General features: G+C 72.2%; 22 protein-coding genes. 12 read left to right on the top strand and 10 right to left on the bottom strand.

Annotated features, from left to right (window positions below; genetic code table 11):
• Positions 1 to 7: 7 nt before the first annotated feature.
• The 4 genes from P5G59_RS18945 to P5G59_RS18960 all read right to left on the bottom strand — a co-directional run bounded on the left by P5G59_RS18945 (position 8) and on the right by P5G59_RS18960 (position 4240).
• Positions 8 to 1051, bottom strand: a complete 1044-nt coding sequence (locus P5G59_RS18945; protein ID WP_301220580.1) for a Gfo/Idh/MocA family protein — start codon at positions 1049 to 1051, stop codon at positions 8 to 10.
• 41 nt (positions 1052 to 1092) lie between these two features.
• Positions 1093 to 1827, bottom strand: a complete 735-nt coding sequence (locus P5G59_RS18950; protein ID WP_301220581.1) for a ThuA domain-containing protein — start codon at positions 1825 to 1827, stop codon at positions 1093 to 1095.
• Positions 1824 to 2975 carry a Gfo/Idh/MocA family protein gene (locus tag P5G59_RS18955; protein ID WP_301220582.1) on the bottom strand — a complete coding sequence of 384 codons (1152 nt, stop codon included), beginning with the start codon at positions 2973 to 2975 and terminating at the stop codon, positions 1824 to 1826. The genes P5G59_RS18950 and P5G59_RS18955 overlap by 4 nt, the downstream gene beginning before the upstream one ends.
• A gap of 74 nt (positions 2976 to 3049) precedes the next feature.
• A complete protein-coding gene (locus P5G59_RS18960; protein ID WP_301220583.1) occupies positions 3050 to 4240 on the bottom strand; it encodes an ROK family transcriptional regulator in 1191 nt (396 codons plus the stop codon).
• A gap of 165 nt (positions 4241 to 4405) precedes the next feature.
• On the opposite strand from P5G59_RS18960, the gene P5G59_RS18965 reads away from it, so the two are divergent.
• The 4 genes from P5G59_RS18965 to P5G59_RS18980 are packed head-to-tail and all read left to right on the top strand — an operon-like array spanning position 4406 to position 8429.
• Positions 4406 to 5128 (top strand): sugar phosphate isomerase/epimerase family protein, encoded by a 723-nt coding sequence (locus P5G59_RS18965; protein ID WP_301220615.1) that lies wholly within the window; start codon positions 4406 to 4408, stop codon positions 5126 to 5128.
• Positions 5125 to 6222: a Gfo/Idh/MocA family protein gene (locus P5G59_RS18970; RefSeq protein ID WP_301220584.1), complete on the top strand. Its 1098-nt coding sequence runs from the start codon at positions 5125 to 5127 to the stop codon at positions 6220 to 6222. Before P5G59_RS18965 ends, P5G59_RS18970 begins: the two co-directional genes overlap by 4 nt.
• A gap of 9 nt (positions 6223 to 6231) precedes the next feature.
• Positions 6232 to 7398: a Gfo/Idh/MocA family protein gene (locus P5G59_RS18975; RefSeq protein ID WP_301220585.1), complete on the top strand. Its 1167-nt coding sequence runs from the start codon at positions 6232 to 6234 to the stop codon at positions 7396 to 7398.
• Complete coding sequence (locus P5G59_RS18980; RefSeq protein ID WP_301220586.1) at positions 7395 to 8429, top strand: sugar phosphate isomerase/epimerase family protein; 1035 nt, start codon at positions 7395 to 7397, stop codon at positions 8427 to 8429. Before P5G59_RS18975 ends, P5G59_RS18980 begins: the two co-directional genes overlap by 4 nt.
• Before the next feature lie 7 nt (positions 8430 to 8436).
• Here P5G59_RS18980 and P5G59_RS18985 read toward each other — a convergent pair whose 3' ends face one another.
• Entirely contained in the window at positions 8437 to 9372 is a 936-nt protein-coding gene (locus P5G59_RS18985; RefSeq protein ID WP_301220587.1) for a quinone oxidoreductase family protein, read from the bottom strand.
• A 71-nt stretch (positions 9373 to 9443) separates the two neighbouring features.
• On the opposite strand from P5G59_RS18985, the gene P5G59_RS18990 reads away from it, so the two are divergent.
• A complete protein-coding gene (locus P5G59_RS18990; RefSeq protein ID WP_301220588.1) occupies positions 9444 to 9866 on the top strand; it encodes a MarR family winged helix-turn-helix transcriptional regulator in 423 nt (140 codons plus the stop codon).
• Between the two features lie 26 nt (positions 9867 to 9892).
• On the opposite strand, the gene P5G59_RS18995 is transcribed toward P5G59_RS18990, so the two are convergent.
• The 3 genes from P5G59_RS18995 to P5G59_RS19005 form a co-directional block, all read right to left on the bottom strand.
• Positions 9893 to 10540 (bottom strand): DedA family protein, encoded by a 648-nt coding sequence (locus tag P5G59_RS18995; protein ID WP_301220589.1) that lies wholly within the window; start codon positions 10538 to 10540, stop codon positions 9893 to 9895.
• Positions 10541 to 10605: 65 nt separating this feature from the next.
• Positions 10606 to 11712 carry an epoxide hydrolase family protein gene (locus tag P5G59_RS19000; RefSeq protein ID WP_301220590.1) on the bottom strand — a complete coding sequence of 369 codons (1107 nt, stop codon included), beginning with the start codon at positions 11710 to 11712 and terminating at the stop codon, positions 10606 to 10608.
• Between the two features lie 152 nt (positions 11713 to 11864).
• On the bottom strand, positions 11865 to 12413 hold the full coding sequence (locus P5G59_RS19005) for an isochorismatase family protein (RefSeq protein WP_301220591.1): 549 nt from the start codon (positions 12411 to 12413) through the stop codon (positions 11865 to 11867).
• Between the two features lie 59 nt (positions 12414 to 12472).
• On the opposite strand from P5G59_RS19005, the gene P5G59_RS19010 reads away from it, so the two are divergent.
• A complete protein-coding gene (locus P5G59_RS19010; RefSeq protein WP_301220592.1) occupies positions 12473 to 13069 on the top strand; it encodes a pentapeptide repeat-containing protein in 597 nt (198 codons plus the stop codon).
• Positions 13066 to 13698: a hypothetical protein gene (locus P5G59_RS19015; protein WP_301220593.1), complete on the top strand. Its 633-nt coding sequence runs from the start codon at positions 13066 to 13068 to the stop codon at positions 13696 to 13698. Before P5G59_RS19010 ends, P5G59_RS19015 begins: the two co-directional genes overlap by 4 nt.
• Before the next feature lie 66 nt (positions 13699 to 13764).
• On the opposite strand, the gene P5G59_RS19020 is transcribed toward P5G59_RS19015, so the two are convergent.
• Together P5G59_RS19020 and P5G59_RS19025 are read right to left on the bottom strand one after the other, a co-directional pair.
• Positions 13765 to 14436 (bottom strand): ABC transporter ATP-binding protein, encoded by a 672-nt coding sequence (locus P5G59_RS19020; protein WP_301220594.1) that lies wholly within the window; start codon positions 14434 to 14436, stop codon positions 13765 to 13767.
• 35 nt (positions 14437 to 14471) lie between these two features.
• Entirely contained in the window at positions 14472 to 16016 is a 1545-nt protein-coding gene (locus P5G59_RS19025; protein WP_301220595.1) for an ABC transporter permease, read from the bottom strand.
• Positions 16017 to 16181: 165 nt separating this feature from the next.
• Between P5G59_RS19025 and P5G59_RS19030 the strand changes: the two genes are divergently transcribed.
• Genes P5G59_RS19030 through P5G59_RS19050 form a run of 5 tightly spaced genes read left to right on the top strand, consistent with a single transcriptional unit; the run spans position 16182 to position 21532 of the window.
• Positions 16182 to 17396, top strand: coding sequence for an NAD(P)/FAD-dependent oxidoreductase (locus P5G59_RS19030; RefSeq protein ID WP_301220596.1), 1215 nt, complete (start codon positions 16182 to 16184; stop codon positions 17394 to 17396).
• Positions 17393 to 18289, top strand: a complete 897-nt coding sequence (locus tag P5G59_RS19035; protein WP_301220597.1) for an RNA polymerase sigma-70 factor — start codon at positions 17393 to 17395, stop codon at positions 18287 to 18289. The genes P5G59_RS19030 and P5G59_RS19035 overlap by 4 nt, the downstream gene beginning before the upstream one ends.
• A 59-nt stretch (positions 18290 to 18348) precedes the next feature.
• Positions 18349 to 19119 carry a response regulator transcription factor gene (locus P5G59_RS19040; protein WP_301220598.1) on the top strand — a complete coding sequence of 257 codons (771 nt, stop codon included), beginning with the start codon at positions 18349 to 18351 and terminating at the stop codon, positions 19117 to 19119.
• Positions 19116 to 20744 carry a sensor histidine kinase gene (locus P5G59_RS19045; protein WP_301220599.1) on the top strand — a complete coding sequence of 543 codons (1629 nt, stop codon included), beginning with the start codon at positions 19116 to 19118 and terminating at the stop codon, positions 20742 to 20744. The genes P5G59_RS19040 and P5G59_RS19045 overlap by 4 nt, the downstream gene beginning before the upstream one ends.
• Positions 20741 to 21532: an alpha/beta fold hydrolase gene (locus tag P5G59_RS19050; protein WP_301220600.1), complete on the top strand. Its 792-nt coding sequence runs from the start codon at positions 20741 to 20743 to the stop codon at positions 21530 to 21532. The genes P5G59_RS19045 and P5G59_RS19050 overlap by 4 nt, the downstream gene beginning before the upstream one ends.

Raw genomic sequence — 21532 nt, forward strand, 5'->3', positions numbered from 1 at the left:
CCGGCTGTCACTCCACGCGCGTCGCGCCGAGTTGCCTCCGCGCCTCGTCGATCGTCGCGAGCGTGTCCAAGGCCTCCGACAGCGGGTGGAGCGGCGACTCCGTGCGGCCCTCCGCGACGTACCGGGCGAGTGCCGCGGCCTCGTACGCCATGCCATCGCGGTGTGGGCGGCCGTACGGGTCGCGCCAGTGCGCGGCGAGCGTCCCGTCCGCCCGGACCACCCGGATGCCGCTGGGGCCCCAGAACGGGCTGTCCGTCTCCACGCGTGCCTCGCTGCCGCAGATGGTGGCAAGCGACGGGGTGCCGGCGAGCAGGGTCGTGCTCAGCAGGGCCTGCGCGCCGGAGGCGGAGGACAGCACGAGGGCGGCCTGCTCGTCGACGCCCGTGGAGGCGAGGGTGCCGGTCGCGACGATCCCGGCCGGGGCGCCCAGCGCGAACGACGCCCAGGAGACGGTGTAGACACCGAGGTCGAGTAGGGCTCCTCCCGCCAGGGCGGGGTCCCACAGCCGGCTCGCCGGGTCGAAGGCCGCGCGACCGCCGAAGTCCGCGGTGACGACGCGGAGCTCGCCGAGCGCGCCGCGGTCGAGCAGCTGGCGGACGATGTCGGTCTGCGGCAGGTACCGCGTCCACATCGCCTCCATCGCGAACACCCCGGCCTCTCGCGCCGCCGCAACGATCCGTCTGGCCTGCTCGGCGGTGACCGCCATCGGCTTCTCGATCAGGACGTGCTTGCCCGCCGCGATCGCGAGCAGCGCGTGCTCGAGGTGCTCGCTGTGCGGGGTGGCGACGTAGACCACGTCGATGTCCGGGTCGGCGACCAGCGCTTCGTACGAGCCGTGCGACCGCTCCACCCCGTGCGCCGCCGCGAACGCCGCGGCGCGCTCGGCGGAGCGCGACCCCGCGGCGACGACGCGCTGACGGGTGTGCCGGTGCAGCGCGTCGGTGAAGTCGGCGGCGATCACGCCGGGGCCGAGCACGCCCCAGCGCAGCGGCGGCGCGTCGGCCGGGTCGGGATGCCGCGGCTGGGGCAGCGTGGAGAGGTCGTCGGTCATCGTCTCGCCTCCGTGTCGTTCGTCAGGGTCCGGGCCGCCGGTCAGACCGGCTGCGGGTTGGACACTTCGGGCGCCTGGCGTGCGCCGGAGACCGGCGCCGCCCACCGGACCCCGTTGGCGAGCACCCGCCGCACCTGCGGGTGGAAGTAGACGGGGTACTCCTGGTCGCCGGGGCTGAAGTAGAAGATCTTGCCGCGGCCGCGCGTGAACGTCACGCCGGAGCGGAACACCTCGCCGCCCGTGAACGAGCTGATGAACACCAGGTCGTCGGGCGTCGGGATGTCGAAGAACTCCCCGTACATCTCCTGCGCCTCGATCACGATCGGCTGCCCGACGCCCTCCGCGATCGGGTGGGTCGGGTTCACGTTCCAGACCAGCTCGCGCTCGCCGCCCTGCGGGTTGCGCCAGCGCAGCGAGCAGGTGGTGCCGAGCATCCGGATGAAGATCTTCGAGAAGTGCCCGGAGTGCAGCACGATGAGTCCCATCCCGCCGAGCACGTGCTGCCGCACCCGCTCGACGACCTCGTCGGAGACACGGTCGTGCGCGATGTGGCCCCACCAGAGCAGGACGTCGGTCTCATCGAGGGCCTGCTCGCTCAGGCCGTGCTCCGGGTCGTCGAGGGTCGCGGTGCGCACCTCGACCTCGTCGCCGAGCAGCTCCCGCAGGCCCTCGGCGATGGCGCCGTGGATGCCGTGCGGGTAGATCGCGGCGATCTCGGGCTGGGTCGCCTCGTGGACGCCCTCGTTCCAGACGGTGACGCGCAGTGCCATGGTCATGCTCCTTCGGTGGCGGCGGTGCCGGCGGTGGCGCCGTCCGCGTTGGTGGCGGGGGAGAGGCGCACCTCGGCGCCGATGCGGGCCGACTCGTAGGCGGCGTCGATGACGCGCGCTCGGTCGAGGGCGAGCGAGCCGTCCCAGTTCGACCAGTTCGCCGGGTCGGCGACGTGCTCGAGGAAGGTCTCGACCACGGCCAGGTGGCCGCGGCCCGGGTCGGCGGTGACCGTGATGTCCTGGCTCTCCTCGCCCTCACCGGTGAAGATGGTCAGCTCGCCGGAGGGCGCGTAGTCGACGACGCGCAGGTCGGCGCCGCCCTCGGTGCCGTACAGGGTGATGCCGAACTCGTCGCCGGCCGGGCGGTACGCCGCCCAGCTGGTCTCGATGACGATGGAGCCGCCGCCCTCGAGGCGGAGCAGCAGGCTCGCCAGGTCTTCCACCTCGTAGGCGGAGTCGACGTTCTGCTTGACCGATCCGGTCGAGCCGCCGCGGCCGCGGTTCCCGAGCTCCGCGTGCGTCACGGCCGACACCGCCTGCACGCGCGGCTCGCCGAAGAAGTGCAGCGCGTAGTCGAGCACGTGGACGCCGATGTCGATCAGCGGACCGCCGCCGGCCATCTCGCGGTTGGTGAACCAGCTGCCGAGCGCGGGGATGCCCGCCCGCCTCAGCCAGATCGCCCGCGCGTGGTACGGCCGGCCGATCTGCCCGCCGTCGATCGCGGCCTTGAGCGCTTCGATGTCGCCACGGCGCCGGTGGTTGAAGGCGACCTCCAGCACACGGCCGGCACGGTGTGCGGCGTCGACCATGGTCTGCGCCTCGGCCGCGGTGCGGGCGATCGGTTTCTCGCTGAGCACGTGGAGGCCGGCCTCCAGAGCTCCGACGGCGATGGGGGCGTGCAGGAAGGTCGGGACGGCGACGCTGACCAGGTCGAGGTCGCCCTCGGCGACGAGGTCCTTCCAGTCCCGGTGCAGTCGCGTCAGGCCGTACTGCTCTCCGAGTTCGGCCCGGGGGCCGTCCTCCATGCCGGCTATGGCGACGAGCTCGACGCCGGGGAGCGCGTCGTAGGCGGCCATGTGCTGCTGGCCGGCCCAGCCGAGGCCGATCACTCCGGCGCGGAGGGGGCGGCCGAGGGGTTCGCTGTGCGTGCTCACGGCACTCCTTTCAGGGTGGTTCGAATCGATTCGAGGATGGTCGTGGTGGTCGGTGGTGGAATCCGCCGCGGGGGTCAGCGGAACAGGGTGCGCGGGATGCCGATGTTCGGATCGAGGGCGCGCTGGATGACCATGATGGCCGCACCCATGGCGCCGCCGGTCTCGCCGGAGCGGGACTGGGTGATGGTCAGGTGCTGCGTCGCCAGCGGGGTGGACCGCTGGTAGACGACCTCGCGCATCCCGGCGAGGAGCTGCTCGCCGACGCGGGAGAGACTGCCGCCGACGACGATCATCGACGGGTTCAGGAGGTTGACGCACGTGGCGACGACGGCGCCGAGGTCGCGGCCGGCCTGGCGGATGGCCTCCTGCACGACCGGGTTGCCGCTGCGGGCGAGCTCGACGACGTCGTCGCTCGTCTCGGCGGCGAAACCGGCCTCGCTGAGCGCCCGGGCGATGGCGGGCCCGCTGACCAGCGATTCGAGGTCGGCGTCCTGCTCCCCGTGGCTCGGCGTGTCCGTTCCGAACGGCACGCGGACGTGGCCGAGGTCTCCCGCGGAACCGAGGGCGCCGCGCTGCAGTCGGCCGCCCGCGATGATGCCGGCACCGACGCCGGTGGCCACCTTCACGAACAGCAGGTCCGTCTCGTCCGGCCACATCAGGGCCTGCTCGCCGAGTGCGAGCAGGTTCACATCGTTGTCGACGAGCACCGGCACGTCGAAGACACGGCGGATGTACGCGGGGATGTCGAACCGGTCCCATCCGGGCATGATCGGCGGGTTCACCGGGAGCCCCGTGGAGTGCTCCACCGGACCCGGCACGCCGACGCCGACGCCGATCAGCTCCTCCGGTTGGCGGCCGGAGGCGATGTAGAGCTCGCTCGCCGCCTCGAGCGCCCAGTCGAGCACGCGGCGAGGGCCCTCGGCGATGTCGAGCCTGCGCGACTCGCTCGCCGTGATGTTGCCGGCGAGGTCGGCCAGCGCGACGACCCCGTGCGTCGCGCCGAGGTCGATGGCGACGATCACCCGGGAGTCGGGGTTGAAGCGGATGCGCGCGGGAGGGCGGCCGCCGGACGAGACGTCGTCGCCCGCCGGGACGACGAGGCCGGCCCCGGTGAGGATGTCGATGCGCGCGGCGATGGTGGAGCGCGCGAGGCCGGTCAGCTCGGCGAGCTGCGCGCGGGTGCGCGGGACGCCGTCGCGCAGGATCGCCAGCAGCTCGGCGGCGTCTGCGGCGACGAGCACCGAGTCTCGCGCGCTGTCGGTCATAGCGCCATTGAACCACAGTGTCGGCTCGCGGCTCAAAGTTATGCACGCACTGATCGACTTTTGTTTGACATCCGGCAGAAGTCCGGATTGAATGGACAAAGGCCAACCGGCTCATCCCCATGAACGAACTCGACGAGGAGAACAGTGTCGACGTCAAAAGTCTCCGTGCAGCTGTACACGGTCCGTGAGCTCCTGACGGAGGACACGGTCGGAACCCTGAAGCGGATCGCCGAGATCGGGTTCACGCAGGTCGAGCCGTTCGCGTTCCTCAGCTTCGGCGACGCGCTCCGCCAGGGCCTCTCAGAGGCCGGGCTCTCGGCCCCCACCACCCACCAGGGCTTCATCGGGGGAGACCTCGACGAGGTGTTCGGCGCCGCGAAGGAGCTGGGCATCCAGACCGTCATCGACCCGTTCGTCGCCCCGGAGAAGTGGCAGAGCGCCGCCGATGTCGCGCAGACCGCCGAGCAGCTCAACGCCGCGGCCGAGGTCGCGGCGAAGCACGGCATCCGCGTCGGGTACCACAACCACGACCACGAGATCTCCAGCACGATCGAGGGCGTCACCGCGCTCGAGTTCTTCGCGGGGAAGCTCGCGCCGGAGGTCGTGCTCGAGGTCGACACGTACTGGGTGGCCGTCGGCGGCGTCGACCCGGTCGCCTACCTCCCGAAGCTCGGCGACCGCGTCGTCGCGCTGCACATCAAGGACGGCCCCGGCACCCACGAGACCAAGGATCAGGTGGCGGTGGGCCAGGGCTCGCTCCCGGTCGAGCAGATCATCGCGGCAGCGCCGGACGCGCTGCGCGTGATCGAGCTCGACGACTCGCGCGGCGACCGGTTCCAGGCCGTCGCCGACAGCTTCGCCTTCCTCACCTCGAAGGGCCTCGCATGACCGCCGGGCGAGTGGGCGTCGGCGTCATCGGCGCCGGAGTGATCAGCAACCAGTACCTCGAGAACCTCACCTCGTTCCCCGACCTCGACGTCCGCTTCGTCGCCGACATCGACCTCGAGCGGGCCAAGGCGCAGGCCGAGAAATACGGCGTCGCGGGCTCCGGCACGGTGGAGGAGCTGCTGGCCGACGACGCGATCGAGATCGTCGTCAACCTGACCATCCCGAAGGTGCACGTCGAGGTCGCGCTGCAGGTGCTCGCCGCGGGCAAGAACGTCTGGAGCGAGAAGCCGTTCGCCCTCGACCGCGCCAGCGGCACAAAGCTGCTCGAGGCCGCGCACGCCAAGGGACTCCGCGTCGCGACCGCGCCGGACACCTTCCTCGGCGCGGGCATCCAGTCGGCGCGCCGGCTGATCGAGAACGGCGACATCGGCGTTCCGCTCACGGCGCTCACGCTCATGCAGAGCCCCGGCCCGGAGTCGTGGCACCCCAACCCCGACTTCCTGTTCCAGGAGGGCGCAGGCCCGCTGTTCGACATCGGCCCGTACTATCTCACCGCCCTCGTGCAGCTCTTCGGGCCCGTCGCCCGCGTGAGCGCCAGCGCCTCGAAGGCGCGGGAGACCCGCGTCATCGGCTCGGGCCCGCGCGCCGGCGAGGAGTTCGCCGTGACCGTGCCGACCCACGTGAGCGCGCTGTACGAGTTCGAGAGCGGGCAGACGGCGCAGGCTGTGTTCAGCTTCGACTCGAAGCTCGGCCGCACGCAGTTCGAGGTCGCGGGCGCCGACGGCACGCTCGTCGTGCCCGACCCGAACACCTTCGAGGGCGAGCTGCTCGTCCACGGCGGCGACGGAATCGAGACCCTCCCGTCGACCGGGACCTCGGCCGGCCGCGGCATCGGCGTCGTCGAGCTCGCCCGTGCGATCCGTGCCGGTGTGCCGGAGCGGGCGTCCGGCGAGCAGGCGTACCACGTGCTCGACATCATGGTCTCGACCATCGAGGCGGGCGAGTCCCGCACGCCGGTCGAGGTGCAGAGCACGGTCGAGGTCGCCCCGGCGTTGCCGGAGGACTGGGATCCGCGCGCGGAGACCCTGGCGTAGGCGGCCGAGATGACGGACGGCAGTGACCGGAGCACGGCCGCGCAGGGCGCGGCGCAGAGCGGCGGCCTGACCCGCCGCGACGAGAGCGCCGCGGGCGCACGCCTGCGGGTCGCGATCGTCGGCGGCGGCTTCATGGCCGAGGTGCACTCGCGGGCGATCCGTGCGGCGAGGGCCGAGCTCACGGGAATCGTCTCGTCGACGCCCGACCGCTCGGTCGCGGCAGCGGACCGCCTCGGCGCGGGGCGTGCCTACGCGTCGCTCGACGAGCTCCTCGCCGACGATCGCGTCGACGTCGTGCACGTCACGACGCCCAACGCGCTGCACGCCGACCAGGCGGCCGCGGTGCTGGCCGCGGGCAAGGACGTCGTCTGCGAGAAGCCGCTCGCGACCACCGTGGCCGACGCCGAGCGGCTCGTCGCCGCGGCGGAGGGCAGGACAGCGACGGTCCCGTTCGTCTACCGGTTCCATCCCATGGTCCGCGAGGCCCGCTCCCGGTTCGCCTCCGGTCAGGCCGGGCGCGTGCTCAGCATCAACGCGTCGTACCTGCAGGACTGGCTCCTCGGCTCCGACGACGACAACTGGCGCGTCGACTCCGCGCAGGGCGGCCGTTCGCGCGCCTTCGCCGACATCGGCTCGCACCTGGTCGACCTCGTGGAGTTCGTCAGCGGCGACCGCGTGAGCCGTGTCTCCGCCACCAAGCGGACCGTGTTCGCTGAGCGGGCGGCGCACTCCGGGATCACGACGGAGGATGCGGTCGCGGTGGTCGTCGAGACCCGCTCCGGGGCGCTCGGCACCCTGCTGGTGTCGCAGGTCGCGCCCGGGCGGAAGAACCGGCTGTGGCTCGAGATCGCCGGCAGCTCGGAGAGCATCGCCTTCGATCAGGAGCAGCCGGAGACGCTCTGGGTCGGGCGCAGGAAGGGCAGCCTCCTCATCCCGCGCGACGCCGATCAGCTCAGCGAGGACGCCGCGCGGCTGTGCGTCGTGCCGTCGGGTCACCCGCAGGGCTACCAGGACGCGTTCAACGCGTTCGTCGCCGACACCTACGCGGCGGTCGCGGGCGAGACGCCCGACGGCCTCCCGCGCTTCACCGACGGCCTTCGGGCCGTGCGGATCACGGACGCGGTGATCGACTCGGCCGAGTCGGGCACCTGGATCGAGATGGGAACGAACGAATGACTGACGTCGCCGCAGAGTCGGGTCGCACGCACCCGGTCACCCTCTTCACCGGCCAGTGGGCCGACCTCACGCTGGAGGAGGTGGCGAAGCACGCGAGCGAGTGGGGCTACGACGGCCTCGAGATCGCGTGCTCCGGCGAGCACCTCGATGTCTGGCGCGCCGCCGAGGACGACGACTACCTGCAGGGCCGGCTCGACATCCTCGACCGGTACGGCCTGAAGGTGTGGGCGATCTCCAACCACCTGAAGGGCCAGGCGGTCTGCGACGACCCGATCGACTTCCGCCACCAGGCGATCGTCGGCTCGAAGGTCTGGGGCGACGGCGACCCGGAGGGCGTGCGGCAGCGCGCGGCCGAGGAGCTGAAGCTCACGGCGAAGGTCGCCCGCAGGCTCGGCGTCGACACGGTCGTCGGTTTCACCGGCTCCAGCATCTGGCCGTACGTCGCGCAGTTCCCGCCGGTGCCGGCCGAGGTCTTCGAGCGCGGCTACCAGGACTTCGCCGACCGGTGGAACCCGATCCTCGACGTCTTCGACGGCGAGGGCGTGCGGTTCGCGCACGAGGTGCACCCGTCGGAGATCGCGTACGACTACTGGACCAGCGTCCGTACTCTGGAGGCGATCGACCACCGCGAGGCGTTCGGCTTCAACTGGGACCCGTCGCACATGATGTGGCAGGACATCGACCCGGTCGGTTTCATCGTCGACTTCCAGGACCGCATCTACCACGTCGACTGCAAGGACACGCGCCTGCGCCCGAAGAACGGCCGCGCCGGCGTGCTCGGCTCGCACCTGCCGTGGGGCGACCCGCGTCGCGGCTGGGACTTCGTCTCCACCGGCCACGGCGACGTGCCGTGGGAGGACGCCTTCCGCGCGTTGGAATCCATCGGCTACACCGGCCCGATCTCGATCGAGTGGGAGGACGCCGGGATGGACCGCCTGCATGGTGCGAAGGAGGCCGTCGGGTACATCCGGTCGCTGCTCTGGAAGCAGCCGACCGCATCGTTCGACGCCGCGTTCAGCAACCAGGACTGAACCCCGCTCAGGGAACGAGCACGAGGCGGTCGCGGGTCGTGGCCGCCTCGTGCCATGCCCGCTCGACCTCCGCGAGCGGCACGGCCCGCGCCTGCGTCGTGAACGCGCCCGCCGCGACCTCGCTGGCGAGGTCGCCCAGGTCGGCGACGATGTCGCGGGTGCTGACCGACCCCTGGCCGCTCCCGACCAGGACGAGGTCGATCGCGCGCAGCGCGGCCGACGGGATGGGCGCCTCGGGACCTGCGACGGAGCCGATCTGCACCCAGGTGAGGGTCTGGGCGTCGTCGTCGCGGTGCGGAACGATCGCTCGCAGCGTGTCGGCGGCCGGCTCGCCCCAGAGGTAGTCGAGCACCACATCCACCCGTCGTCCCGCCTCGGACAGGCCGGCGGTGTCGCTCAGGTCGACCAGGGCGTCGGCTCCCGCGTCGGCGACGCGCTCGATGTCGCGACCGACCGCCGTGACCCGTGCGGCTCCGAGCCGGCGGGCGACCTGGAGCGCCATCGCACCTGCGCTCCCGGTCGCGCCGAGCACGAGCACGCTCGCGCCCGGCCGCAGGTGCGCGCGGTGGCGCAGGGCGATCCACGACGACATCGCCGGGTTCATGGCGGCCGCCAGCTGTACCGGGTCACTGCCGTGCGGGACGGGGACGCTGCGGCGCAGGTCGATGACCGCCTTCTCCGCGAGCGACCCGCGGTCGGTGTCGGGGAGGATGAAGTAGCGCAGCTCGCCCGTCTCCATGCGGCCGACGCCGTCGATCCCGGGGACCAGGGGCAGCGCTCCCGTGCTCGTGTAGTGGCTCCCGGAGGCCTGTGAGCGGACGCGCGGCGAGACGGCGGCCGCCAGGACCTCGACCACGGTCTCGTGCGCGACCGAGGCGCGCGGCTCCTCCACCTCGGCGTAGCGCGGGGGAGTGTCGAAGCGGGTGACCAGCGCTGCTCTCATGGTTGCTCCAATATAGTTGGGGTTACAAACTAAATAGATGGTAACCCCAACCATTGCGTTACGCTAGCTCTATGACCGCGAGAACCGACGACGATCCCGACCGCCTGCTGGACGCCCTCGTGCAGACCTCGTTCGAGGTGATCGGCGTCGTCAGCCGGGTCGCCGCGGAGAGCGAGCTGTCGCTCACCCAGCTGCGGCTGCTCGCGATCCTGCGCGACCGCGAGCCGACCATGTCCGACCTGGCCGCCCACCTCGGGCTCGACCGGTCGTCGATCTCCGGCCTGATCGACCGCGCGGTGCAGCGCGGCCTCGTCACGAAGACCCGCGATGAGACCGACCGGCGATCGGCGCGGGTCGCCCTCACCCCCGCCGGCCGGGAGCTCGCCGGCCGCGGGGCGGCACAGATCCACGAGCGGATCGCGCCTCTGCTGGCAGGCTTGGACGGGACGCGTCGACAGACGCTCACCGGCCTCCTGGAGTCGCTCCTCGCGTGACGCCTCGTGGGCGGCCGGCGGCCCGCTTAGCGGGCGCCCTCCGCGGTCTCCTCCGCCTCGCGCCGCCGGGACCGCCGGTCGAGCACCCAGGCGCGGATGCCGGCGACGATCGACGCGGCGATGACGACCCCGGCGACGATGTAGGCGACGGGCCGAACGCTCGGGTTGACCGCGGCGAAGTAGCCGATGACCGTGATGAGGACGCCCCAGCTGAGGGCGCCCACGATGTTCGCCGTGAGGAAGCGCCAGTAGCGCATCGCGCTGATCCCGGCGATCGGCGGGATGAAGACGCGTCCCCACGGGATGTAGCGGCTGATGACCACGGACCACCAGCCGAAGAGCTCGTAGAACCGTTCGGCGCGGCGGACACCCGCCTGCACCCAGCGGCCGCCGCGCCGGGTGAGGTAGGGCCGCCCGAACCGCCGCCCGAGCCAGAACCCGACCTGGTCGCCGAGCACCGCGGCGATGCCGACGCCGACGGCGAGCACCCAGATCGAGAGCTCGGGATGCGTCCCCGTCAGAAGCCCCGCGGCGAACAGTAGCGAGTCGCCGGTGATGAAGGGGATGAACACCCCGACGAAGAGCGCGGTGCCGGCGAAGACCAGCCCCCAGACCGCGAGGTAGAACAGCAGCGGCCCGACGTCGCCGAGGACGTTTGCGAGGTCGTGGGCCATGCTTCGAGCGTATCGGGGAAGCGGGCGCGGCGGCATGGGAGACGGCCGGGAGTCGGCGCGGGCGGTCAGCGCGCGTACGAGACCGCCGAGACGACACCGGCGGCGTAGTCGTGGGGCTGTTCCCAGGCGGCGAAGTGGCCGCCGCGCTCGAGCGTGCGGAACTCGCGCACGTCGAAGAAGCGGTCCGCGAACGATCGTGGTGCGTTCACGAGGTCTTTCGGGAAGACGGTGAACACGGTCGGCAGCTCGACGCGTCCTGTCGGTTTGGGGCTGGGTATCGCGTAGGGCGTGAACGAGGTGCCGATGCTGGCCGTGTGCCAGTACGCGGCGATCCAGGTCACGGCGTCGTCCGGGTCGAAGACGGTGGAGAGGTCGCCGTCGCAATCCGTCCACGAGCGCAGCTTCTCGCCGATCCAGGCCGCGAGGCCGGCGGGAGAGTCGCCCAGGGCGGCGGCGATGGTCGCGGGTTTGGTGCCCTGCTCGTGCATGTAACCGCCTTCGGCGGCCTGCCACGCCTTCCCGTGCTCGACGTACTGCCGCTCCTCCGGCGTCAGATCGTCGGGCAGTCCGTGAAGGAAGTGGTACTGCGAGATGTCGGTGAAATGCACGGCGGCGGCCGCTCCGGGATGCGCCTCCAGCAGTCCTTCTGCAACATCCGTGCCCACATCGCCGGCCGACACCACGTAGTCGCGGTAGCCGAGCGCCGCGACCGCGGAGCCGACGGCCGCGCCGATGTCCTTGGCGCGCATCCCGCCCGCCGCGACCGGCGCCGAGAAGGGGAATCCGGGAAGCGCGGGGATGACCAGGTTGTACTCGGACAGCAGCGGCACGACCCGGTCGAACCGCAGCACCGAGTCGGGCCAGCCGTGCAGCAGAAGGACCGTCGGCGCCTCCGGCCCGACGCGGTGGTGCACGAGCCGCACGGGAAGCTCATCGTCGACGAGCACCCATGGGCGGCGGCGCAGCTCGTCCTCCCGGCGCCTCCAGTCGTACTCCTCCGCCCAGTGGCGCAGGAGGCCGCGAAGCCACTCGCCGTCGACCCCCAGCTCCCACGCCCCGGCGTCGACGGTTCGGACCGCGCGGAACCGGCGCAGTCGCTGTCGCACATCCTCCAGTGCGTCGTCGGACACGGCCTGCGGTGCCGCCTGGGTTCCCTCCATCACAGCTGCCATGCCGACACGATACGACCGGGCTCTGACACCGCGACCGGCACTCAGCCGCTTCCGTCGGAGCTTCGGTCATCTGAGCGGCGGAACTCCGACGTAAGGCAGCGAGGAAGGAGATTCGGCCGTTCGATTGCTCAGTTCCGCAGCAGTTCGGCCCCTCAGAACCGCACGTCGGCCGCGTCCACGACCTCGGCCGTGCGTCCGGGCGCTCGGTGGTTCGACCAGTAGAGATTGGTGTGCGCGATCACGAGGTCGGGGGTCGGCGCGCCCCACTCCGAGAGGTCCTCCGTGGTGTGCGCGTCGCCGACCAGGGTGACGTCGTAGCCGCGCACGAGACCTCCATGGATGGTCGAGCGGATGCACTCGTCCGTCTGCGACCCGGTCACCACGATGCGCCCGGTGCCCGCCGCGGCGAGCACGTCCTCCAGCGTCGTCTCCTCGAACGCGTCGGCGTAGTGCTTCGGGACGAGCGGCTCGGCCTCGTCGCGGTCGAGCTCCGGGACGTACTGCCACTCCTCGGAGCCCTCCGCCAGCTGCTCGTCGGAGTGCTGGATCCACACCACGGGCACGCCTTCGGTGCGCGCCCGCTCGACGAGGCCGCCGATGCGTTCGACCACCTCGTCGCGCCGGTGGGCGCCCCCGATCACCCCGTTCTGCACGTCGATCACGAGCAGAGCCGTCCCGGTCCGTCCTTGGAGAGTCGTCACGAGCGGGATGCTACCCCCGCAGGCACCCCGCTGTCTGCGGTCGGCGCTAGGCTCGCCGGGTGACGAGCATCCCCGACGCCATCAAGGGCGAGGACTGGTACGGCCGCGATCTCGACGGGGTCGAGTACACCGGAGTGGTGTTCGACGACGTCGACATGACCGAGCTGCGGAGCTCGGGGGCGACGTTCACCGAGTGCGTCTTCCGCAAGGTCCGGTTCAACGTCAGCGAGCACACCGACTCCGCCTTCGTGAACTGCCGGTTCGAGTCGTGCAACTTCTTCGACTCCACCTTCCGGCGGTGCAAGCTCACCGGCAGCACGTTCCAGGGCTGCGAGTTCGCGCTGCTGAAGGTGGAGGGCGGCAACTGGTCGTTCACCGGCCTGTCCCGGGCGGAGCTGCGCGGCGCGACCTTCACGGGTGTGCGGTTCCGGGAGGCCGACCTGTCTCAGGTGCGCGCGCAGGAGGCGACCTTCGAGGGCTGCGACCTGAGCGCCGTCGCACTCGACCGGGCCGACCTGAGCGCGGCCACGATCGCCGGGAGCGACCTCACCGGCGTCGACCTCTCCGACGTGACGCTGCGGGGGACGGTCATCGACGAGCGCCAGGCCGTGGTGCTGGCCGAGGCGCTCGGGATGGTCGTGGTGCCGGTCCGGTGAGCGGGCGAGTGTCTCCGGTGGTCGTCTATCCGTACGAGTCGCAGTGGGGCGACATCGCCTGCAACCGGCCGCTCATCGAGGAGGGAGCCGACCCGTCCCGGTTCTTCGACTGGGCCACCGACGGGTATCCCTCGGTGGAGGAGTACCTCTTCTGGTCGCACCACGTCTGCGGCCTGGCGTCCCTTCGCTCGGTGCTCCGCGCGTGGACTCCGGAGCACGGGCGGATCGCCATGTTCGAGCTGGTCCGCCGGGCGCGGCGGCGCGGCGCTCTGACGCGCGACGGCGACGTGGTCGGCGGCCTCTTCTACCGGCCGTTCGTGGAGTGGATCGGCGAGGACTTCGGGATCGAGGGCACGGTCCACCCGTTCGTGGAGGCGGAGGGCCTTCTCGCGCACGTCCGCGCCGGTGGCGTCGCGCTGGCCTCCGTCTCGCCCGAGATCCGCTACCCCGACCGGCCGAACGCCCGTCGCGGCGGCCATCTCGTGCTCGTGCACCGGTTCGACGGAGACCGCATCACGCTGCACAACCCGTCGGGCGTGCCGGGCACCGCGGAGAACGCCGAGGTCGATCTCCCGACGTTCGAGCGGTTCTTCGCGCACCGCGGCGTCACCCTCACGCCTCCGGCATGACGCGCTGACGGCGCCCGCCCCCGGTGTCGCGGGGGCGGGCGCCGTCAGCGCGGGCGGGCCGGCCGGTCAGGCGACCTCGCTGACCTGCCCGTGCTTGATGTGCAGCCGGCGCTGGGCGCGTCGGGCCACGGCGGTGTCATGGGTGACGATGACGACGGTGAGGCCCCGGTCGCGCCACAGGCCCTCCAGCAGGTCCATGATCTCGTCGCGGGTCTCCTCGTCGAGGTTGCCGGTGGGCTCGTCGGCCAGCAGCACCTCCGGGTCCTTCACGAGGGCCCTGGCGATGGCGACGCGCTGCTGCTGGCCGCCGGAGAGCTCGGACGGCAGGTGGTTGCCGCGGTCGGCGAGGCCGACCGAGGCGAGCGCCTCCGCGGCGCGGCGCTTCCGGTCGGCGGCGCTGACGTGCAGCGGGGCGAGGGCCGTCTCCACGTTCTCCTGGGCGGTGAGCGTCGGGATGAGGTTGAAGCCCTGGAAGACGAAGCCGATCTCCTTGGCGCGGATCTTCGCGAGCCGCGAGTCCCGTTGCTTCGACAGGCTGTCCGTGCCCAGCTCGACGGAGCCGGACGTCGGCCGGTCGAGCGCGCCCAGCATCTGCAGCAGCGTCGACTTGCCGCCGCCGGTCGGGCCCTGGATGGCGACCAGCTGGCCGTCCGGGATCGTAAGGCTCACGTCGTTGAGCGCGACGACCTGGCGCTTGGACTGGCTGTACTTCTTGGTGACATCGGTGAGGGTGTACACGGGTGACTCCTTGGGTTCGGGATGCGCGGGCAGGCTCAGGCGACCGAGCGGAGGGCGGCGGCGGGGCGGAGACGGGAGGCCCGCCAGCCGCCGATCGCGCCGGCGAGAAGACCGCCGAGCACCGCGAGGGCGACCGCTCCGACGATGATCCAGAGCGTCACGGGGGCGTGCAGCGCGATGTTCGCGGACGAGGTGGCCGCCTCGCGGGCGGCGCCGAACGCCCCGCCGCCGGCGAAGCCTCCGGCGCGCGGGGCGTCCGTCGCGGCACCGGCGGCGCCGGCGCCTCCCCCGAACCGACCGGCAGCATTCGCGCTCACTCCGTGGCTGATGCTGCCGGTCAGGGTCGGCGCGACCAGGTTGACGACGAGCACGCCGAGGAGCCCGACGGCGACGCCGATCACGCCGCCGATGACGCCCTGCACCACCGACTCGCCGGCCACCTGCCCGACGATGCGGCGGTTGGACCAGCCGATCGCCTTGAGCGTGCCGAACTCACGGGTGCGCCGGGTGACACCGGAGATGGTGAACAGGATGGCGATCAGGAACGCCGCCGCCAGCACGATGACCGACAGCCAGGTGCCGAGGTTCCCGATCAGCTCGCCGGCACTGCCGAGCGAGCCGGAGACGGTGGACGCGAGGTCGGCCTGGGTGCTGACCGTCGCACCGGAGACGGCCTTGGTCAGGTCCGTCTTGATCTGGTCGATGTCGCCCGACGACGCGGCCTTCACGTAGACGGACGAGATCTTGCCGGTCTCGCCGGAGAGCGTCTGGGCGACATCCAGCGGGATGTAGGCGTTGGCCGCGGTGGTCGAGTCGGAGCCGGTCGCCGAGACGATGCCGATGACGGAGAACGAGGTCCCGCCGATGGTGACGGTGTCGCCGACGGCCTTGCTCGCGGTCTTGGCGTAGCTCGCGTCCAGCACGACGACGTCCTTGCCCTTGTCGGCCGCGGTGAAGCTGCGGCCGCCGGTGAGCGTCACGGAGGCGAGCGGCCCGACCGACTTGCCCGCCGGGTCCAGCCCCATCACCGAGAAGGAGTCAACGGTGAAGGAGCTCCCGCCCGCGCCGTCGGAGCCGCCGGTCGGCGGGGCGGTCGGGGAGGCGGCCTGGCCGTTCTGGCGCTCCTGGCGGAGCTGCTGGAAGTTCGGCAGCGTGCCGCTGAAGCTGGTGTTGGTCAGCGACAGCACCGCGGCGGCGGCCGACACGTTCTGCACCTTCTGGACGGTGGAGAGCGTTGCCGCGTCCATGGTCGTCGAGCCGCGGGTCGCCTCCAGGCGCGAGGTGTTCACCTGGCGCGCGGTGCCGGTGTCGGTGCCCGCGTTCGCGCCGAAGTCGAAGCGCGGGCCCCCGCCGGCTCCCTGCAGCGCGTTCGCACCTTGAGCGGTCGCCGGCTGGCTGACCGTGATGTCTGTCCCGACGCCGTAGACGGACTGCAGGACGCTCTCCTGCGCCTGCTTCACGCCAGCCGACACGGCGTTGACGATGATGACGAGGGCGATCGCGAGCGCCATGCCGATGGCGATGATGATCGTCTGCTTGCGGCGGTTGAGCAGCTCGCGGCGCAGGTAGGTCCCGAACATTGGCTTCCAAACTGTGGGGGCGGATGTGGTTCTTGCGCGAGGTTAAGGACCGCCGTTTTCGGGTCGCTATGGCGAAGCTATGCATCCGCCGTGTGCCGCGATGTCACACATCCGGGCGCTGCGGTGTCTCAGGGTCGACAGCGTTCTTCGGTGGAAGGGGATCCCATGCAGCAGCAGACCCGCGTGGTCGTGATCGGCGGCGGCTACGCCGGAGTGACGGCGGCGAACCGGCTCACCGCGGACGACAGCGTGAGCGTCACCCTGGTGAACCCGCGCGACGTCTTCGTCGAGCGCATCCGGCTGCACCAGCTGGTCGCCGGGACCGACGACGCGGTCGTCGACTTCGACCGGGTGCTCGCGCCCGCCGTCGGCCTGCGGGTGGACACGGTGCGGCGCATCGATGCGGCGAGCCGCCGGGTGCTGCTGACATCCGGCGCGGCGCTCGACTACGACCACCTCATCTATGCGGCGGGTAGCGGACGCGCGGTCGCGGACGTCCCCGGCGGCGAGCACGCCCACGCGATCGCCGACCTGCGCGACGCGGAGGCGCTGCGGGAGGCGCTCGCCGCGGCCGGGCCGGAGACCCCCGTCGTCGTGGCGGGAGGCGGCCCGGCCGGGATCGAACTGGCCGCCGAGCTCGCGGAGCAGGGTAGGCCCGTCGCGCTGGCCTGCGGCGGTCCGCTGGGGCCCACGCTGCACGAGCGGACGCGCCGCGGCGTCGCGCGGCGGCTCGCTGCTCTCGGGGTGGACGTGCTCGACGGCCCCGGCTCGCGCGTCGTGGCGGTGACCGCGGACGGCGCGGTGCTGGCCGACGGGCGGACGATCGGCGGGACCGTGGTGTGGACCGCCGGTTTCCTCGTGCCGGAGCTCGCCCGCGCGAGCGGCCTCAGCACCGACGCGCACGGCCGTCTGCTCACCGACGAGACGTTGACCAGCGTCGACGACGAGCGCATCCTCGCCGCCGGCGACGCCGCATCCCCGTCCGGAATGCCCCTGCGGATGAGCTGCCAGGCCGCCGGTCCGCTGGGCGGCCACGCGGCCGACACCGTGCTGCAGCGCATCCACGGCGACGAGCCGCGGCCGTTCGCCATGGGGTTCATCGGGCTGTGCCTGAGCCTCGGGCGGCGGAACGGAGTGTTCCAGTTCGAGCACAGGGACGACTCGCCGACCGGCGCCCGCATCGCCGGGAGGGCCGGAGCCTCCGTCAAAGAGCTGGTGTGCCGGGGGACCGTCCAGCAGCTCGTCCTCGAGGCACGGCATCCCGGAGCGACGCGCCTCCCGGCGGCCTTCGGCGACCGGAGCCGTGCCCGTATGCTCGCTAGCAGCGGCGCCACGGTGCGGACGACGGCGCCCGCGAGCGGGGGAGCGGCGCGGCCATGAGCGGCAACGGGACGGATGCGGCGACGGCGGAGTTCATCGCGCACCGCAACCTGCTGTTCACGGTGGCGTACGAGATGCTCGGATCGGCGGCCGACGCGGAGGACGTGCTCCAGGAGACCTGGCTGCGCTGGGTGAAGGTCGAGGGCGACGAGGTGCGGGAGCCGCGCGCCTACCTGGTCCGGATCGCGACCCGCCTGGCGCTGAACCGCCTGCGCAGCGCGCAGCACCGCCGGGAATCGTACGTCGGACCCTGGCTGCCCGAGCCGCTGCTGACGAGTCCCGATGTCGCCGAGGACGTGGAACTGGCCGAGAGTGTCTCGATGGCGCTCATGGTGGTGCTGGAGACGCTCGGCCCGACCGAGCGGGCCGTCTTCGTGCTGCACGACGTGTTCGGGTTCGAGTTCGCCGAGATCGCGGCGACCCTCGACAAGACGCCCGCGGCGGTGCGGCAGATCGCCCACCGGGCGCGCGCCCACGTCGAGGCGCGCCGGCCGCGGGTGTCCGTCTCCGCTGAGGAGGCGCGCGCAGTGCTCGACGGCTTCCGCCGGGCGGTCGAGACCGGCGACCCGCAGGCGATGCTCGCGGTGCTGGCGCCGGACGTCGTGCTCATCAGCGACGGCGGAGGGGTGAAGCAGGCCGCCCTCCGCCCGATCGTCGGCGCCGACAAGGTCACGCGCTTCATCGCGGGCGGGCTGCGGAAGACCGGCGCCGTGCTGACCAGCGCGCCGACCGTGCTGAACGGCAACCCGGCGCTCGAGCTCTACGTCGACGGGGAGTTCGACGGCGTGCTGGCGGCGCGCGTCCAGGACGGCCTCATCACCGGCATGTACGTCGTGCGGAACCCGGGAAAGCTGACCCGCGTCACCGAGGAGACGCCGCTGGCGCTGCGCTGATCCCGTCGCTCAGACAGTTCATAGGTTCTGCAAAGTCGCCATCCATTCCCCTCCTCATAATGGGAAAGGTGACCATCAACGCCCGCGCCGCCTCCGGTGCCTCCAGCCAGCCCCGTACCCTCCTGCGCCGGGCGGACGGGGGTGCGATCCGCGTGCTCGTCGTCGACGACGAGGCCACGCTGACGGACCTGCTCGCGATGGCGCTCCACTACGAGGACTGGGACGTCAAGACGGCGTCGACGGGCCAGCAGGCGCTGCAGCTGTCGCGCGAGTTCAAGCCGGACGTCGTGGTGCTCGACATCATGCTCCCCGACATCGACGGCCTCCAGGTGCTCTCCCGGATGCGTGCGGACGGCAACGAGGCGCCCGTGCTGTTCCTCACCGCGAAGGACTCGCTCGACGACCGCATCGCCGGGCTCACGGCCGGAGGCGACGACTACGTGACCAAGCCGTTCAGCCTGGAGGAGTTGGTCGCCCGGCTGCGCGGCCTGCTCCGGCGTTCCCGTGCGGCGGTCGCCGACCACGACGACCCCGTGCTCATCGTCGGCGACCTCGTGCTCGACGAGGACAGCTACGAGGTGCACCGCGACGGCGAGCTCATCCAGCTGACCGCGACCGAGTTCGAGCTGCTCCGCTTCCTGATGCGCAACCCGCGCCGCGTGCTCAGCAAGGCGCAGATCCTCGACCGCGTCTGGAGCTACGACTTCGGCGGCTCCTCCAGCGTCGTCGAGCTCTACATCTCCTACCTGCGCAAGAAGATCGACGCCGGCCGCCCCCCGATGATCCACACCGTGCGCGGGGCCGGCTACATGGTCAAGGCAGCGCAATGACCACCGCCCGCACGGCGGGCGCCCCAGCTCCGGCGGGCCGCGGCACGCTCCCGCGCATCCGTCCCTTCCGCTCGTGGACGCTGCGCAGCCGCGTCGTGCTCGTCGTGGTCGCGATGCTCGCCGTGCTCGGCGCGGTCATCGGCGCCGTCAGCGTCTTCGCCTTGCAGAGCTACCTGATGCAGCGGCTGGATGCGCAGCTCACGTCCGCGCTCGTGCGCGGCCAGCACGCGGCCGACCGGATCAACGCGGGCGGCCCGACCGTGCCGGACACCGCCGGTGTCGTGCAGACGCCCGGTCAGCCGACGGGAACGCTCGGCGCGGTCCGGAGCTCGGAGGGCGGCCTGTTGTTCCCGCCGGTGATCCTCGCCGACCGGTCTTCGGCCTCCACGAACCAGCCCCTCGGGCCGAAGCAGGTGACCATCAACGGTCTCGCGCTGCTCAGCGTCCCGTCCGACGAGAAGCCGCGGACCGTCGATCTGGGGCAGGCTCTCGGCTCCTACCGCGTGGCGGCGGCCGAGCTGTCCAATGGAGACAGCGTCATCATCGGCCTGCCCTTGAGCGACGTCAACGCCACCGTCGCCCGGCTCACCGTCGTCATCGTGCTGGTGACCCTCGCCGGCCTGGTGTTCGCCTTCCTGCTCGCGAGCGTGGTGGTCCGCCTGGCGATGCGGCCGCTGGAGCGGGTGGCCGGCACGGCCGAGCAGGTCTCCAAGCTTCCCCTCGACCACGGCGACGTCGCGCTGTCGGTGCGCGTGCCGGAGGAGGACACGGACGAGCACACCGAGGTGGGCAAGGTGGGCTCCGCCCTGAACCGCATGCTCGGCCACGTCGCCTCGGCGCTGACCGCCCGGCAGGCCAGCGAGCAGAAGGTGCGGCGGTTCGTCGCGGACGCCAGTCACGAGCTGCGGACACCGCTCGCGTCGATCCGCGGCTACGCGGAGCTGACCCGGCGCGCGCCGCACGAGCTCCCGCCCGACGTGACCCGGTCGCTCGGCCGGATCGAGTCCGAGGCGACGCGCATGACCTCGCTGGTCGAAGACCTGCTGCTCCTCGCCCGCCTCGACGAGGGCCGGGAGCTCGACCGCGACCCCGTCGACCTCACCCTGCTCCTGGTCGACGCCCTCAGCGACGCGCACGCGGCGGGACCCGACCATGAATGGATCCTCGACCTGCCGGAGGAGCCGGTCGAGGTGGTCGGCGACGCGCAGCGTCTGCACCAGGTGCTGATGAATCTGCTGGCCAACGCGCGCGTCCACACCCCCGAGGGCACGAAGGTCACCGCCGGACTGCGCGTGGAGGCGGACAGCGGGCGCGCGGTCGTCACCGTCGCGGACGACGGGCCCGGCATCCCGGAGGACCTGCAGGGCAGCCTGTTCGAGCGCTTCGCCCGCGGCGACAGCTCCCGCAACCGCGCCACCGGCTCCACCGGGCTCGGGCTCGCGATCGTTCAGGCCGTCGTGCAGGCGCACGGCGGGGAGGTCACGGTTCACAGCGTCCCGGGCGACACGGTGTTCACGGTGACGCTGCCACTGGCGCCCCCGGACGCCGAATCCACCCCTGAGCCGGATTCCGCCTCGGACGCCGCCGACTCCGTCGCGCCGTCGGCGGAGGTCCGGTCCGAGTGACGACCGTGCTCCTGCCCACCGTCGCCTACGGGGATCCGGCCTCCCCGCCGCTGGTGTACCTGCGGGGGCTGCCGTCCGACCCGGGCCGGCTGCACGGCGCGGAGGCGATCGGTGAGCGGCTGATCCTGCGCGGACCGCTGCGCGGCCACCGCGTGCACGCCGTCGGGCGCCCGGCGCGGCTCGAGCGCGGAGCGGACATGGCGGAGATCGCCGGCCTGTACGCGGACGCCGTGCGCCGCCGCTTCGACGGCCCGGTCGCGCTGATGGGAGTGTCGACGGGCGCGAGCGTCGCGTTCCAGGTCGCCGTCGACCACCCGGAGGTGGTGGGCTCGCTGGTGATCGCGGCAGGCGCCGCGACGCTGGGCACGGAGGGTCGCGCGGTGCAGCGCCGCTATGCCGAGCTGCTCGGCGACCCCGCAGCGGCCGTGCCGGACTCACCGAAGCTCGACTCGCTGCTGCGTGCAGCGATCCGCGTCACCCGGAGTCTCGAGGACCGGGAGGGCCTGCGCGCGCTGGTCGAGGCGGAGGACGGCTTCGACGTGCGCGACCGGTTGGGACGGGTGCGCGGCCCTGTGCTGGTGGTGTCGGGCGGACGCGACCGCTTCTACCCCCTCTCCGTCGTCGACGAGACGGTGCGCCGGCTCCCGCACGCCACGCACATCCTCTACGCGAACCGCTCGCATGTGGGCACCGCACTGCACCCGCGGTTCGCGGACGACGTGGACCGCTTTCTGCGCCGGGCGGCCCCGACCGGCGCCGATTTGCGCACGAGGCCCGCCGTCCCGTAA

The organism is Leifsonia virtsii (assembly GCF_030433675.1).
In the GTDB taxonomy this organism is placed as follows: domain Bacteria; phylum Actinomycetota; class Actinomycetes; order Actinomycetales; family Microbacteriaceae; genus Leifsonia; species Leifsonia virtsii.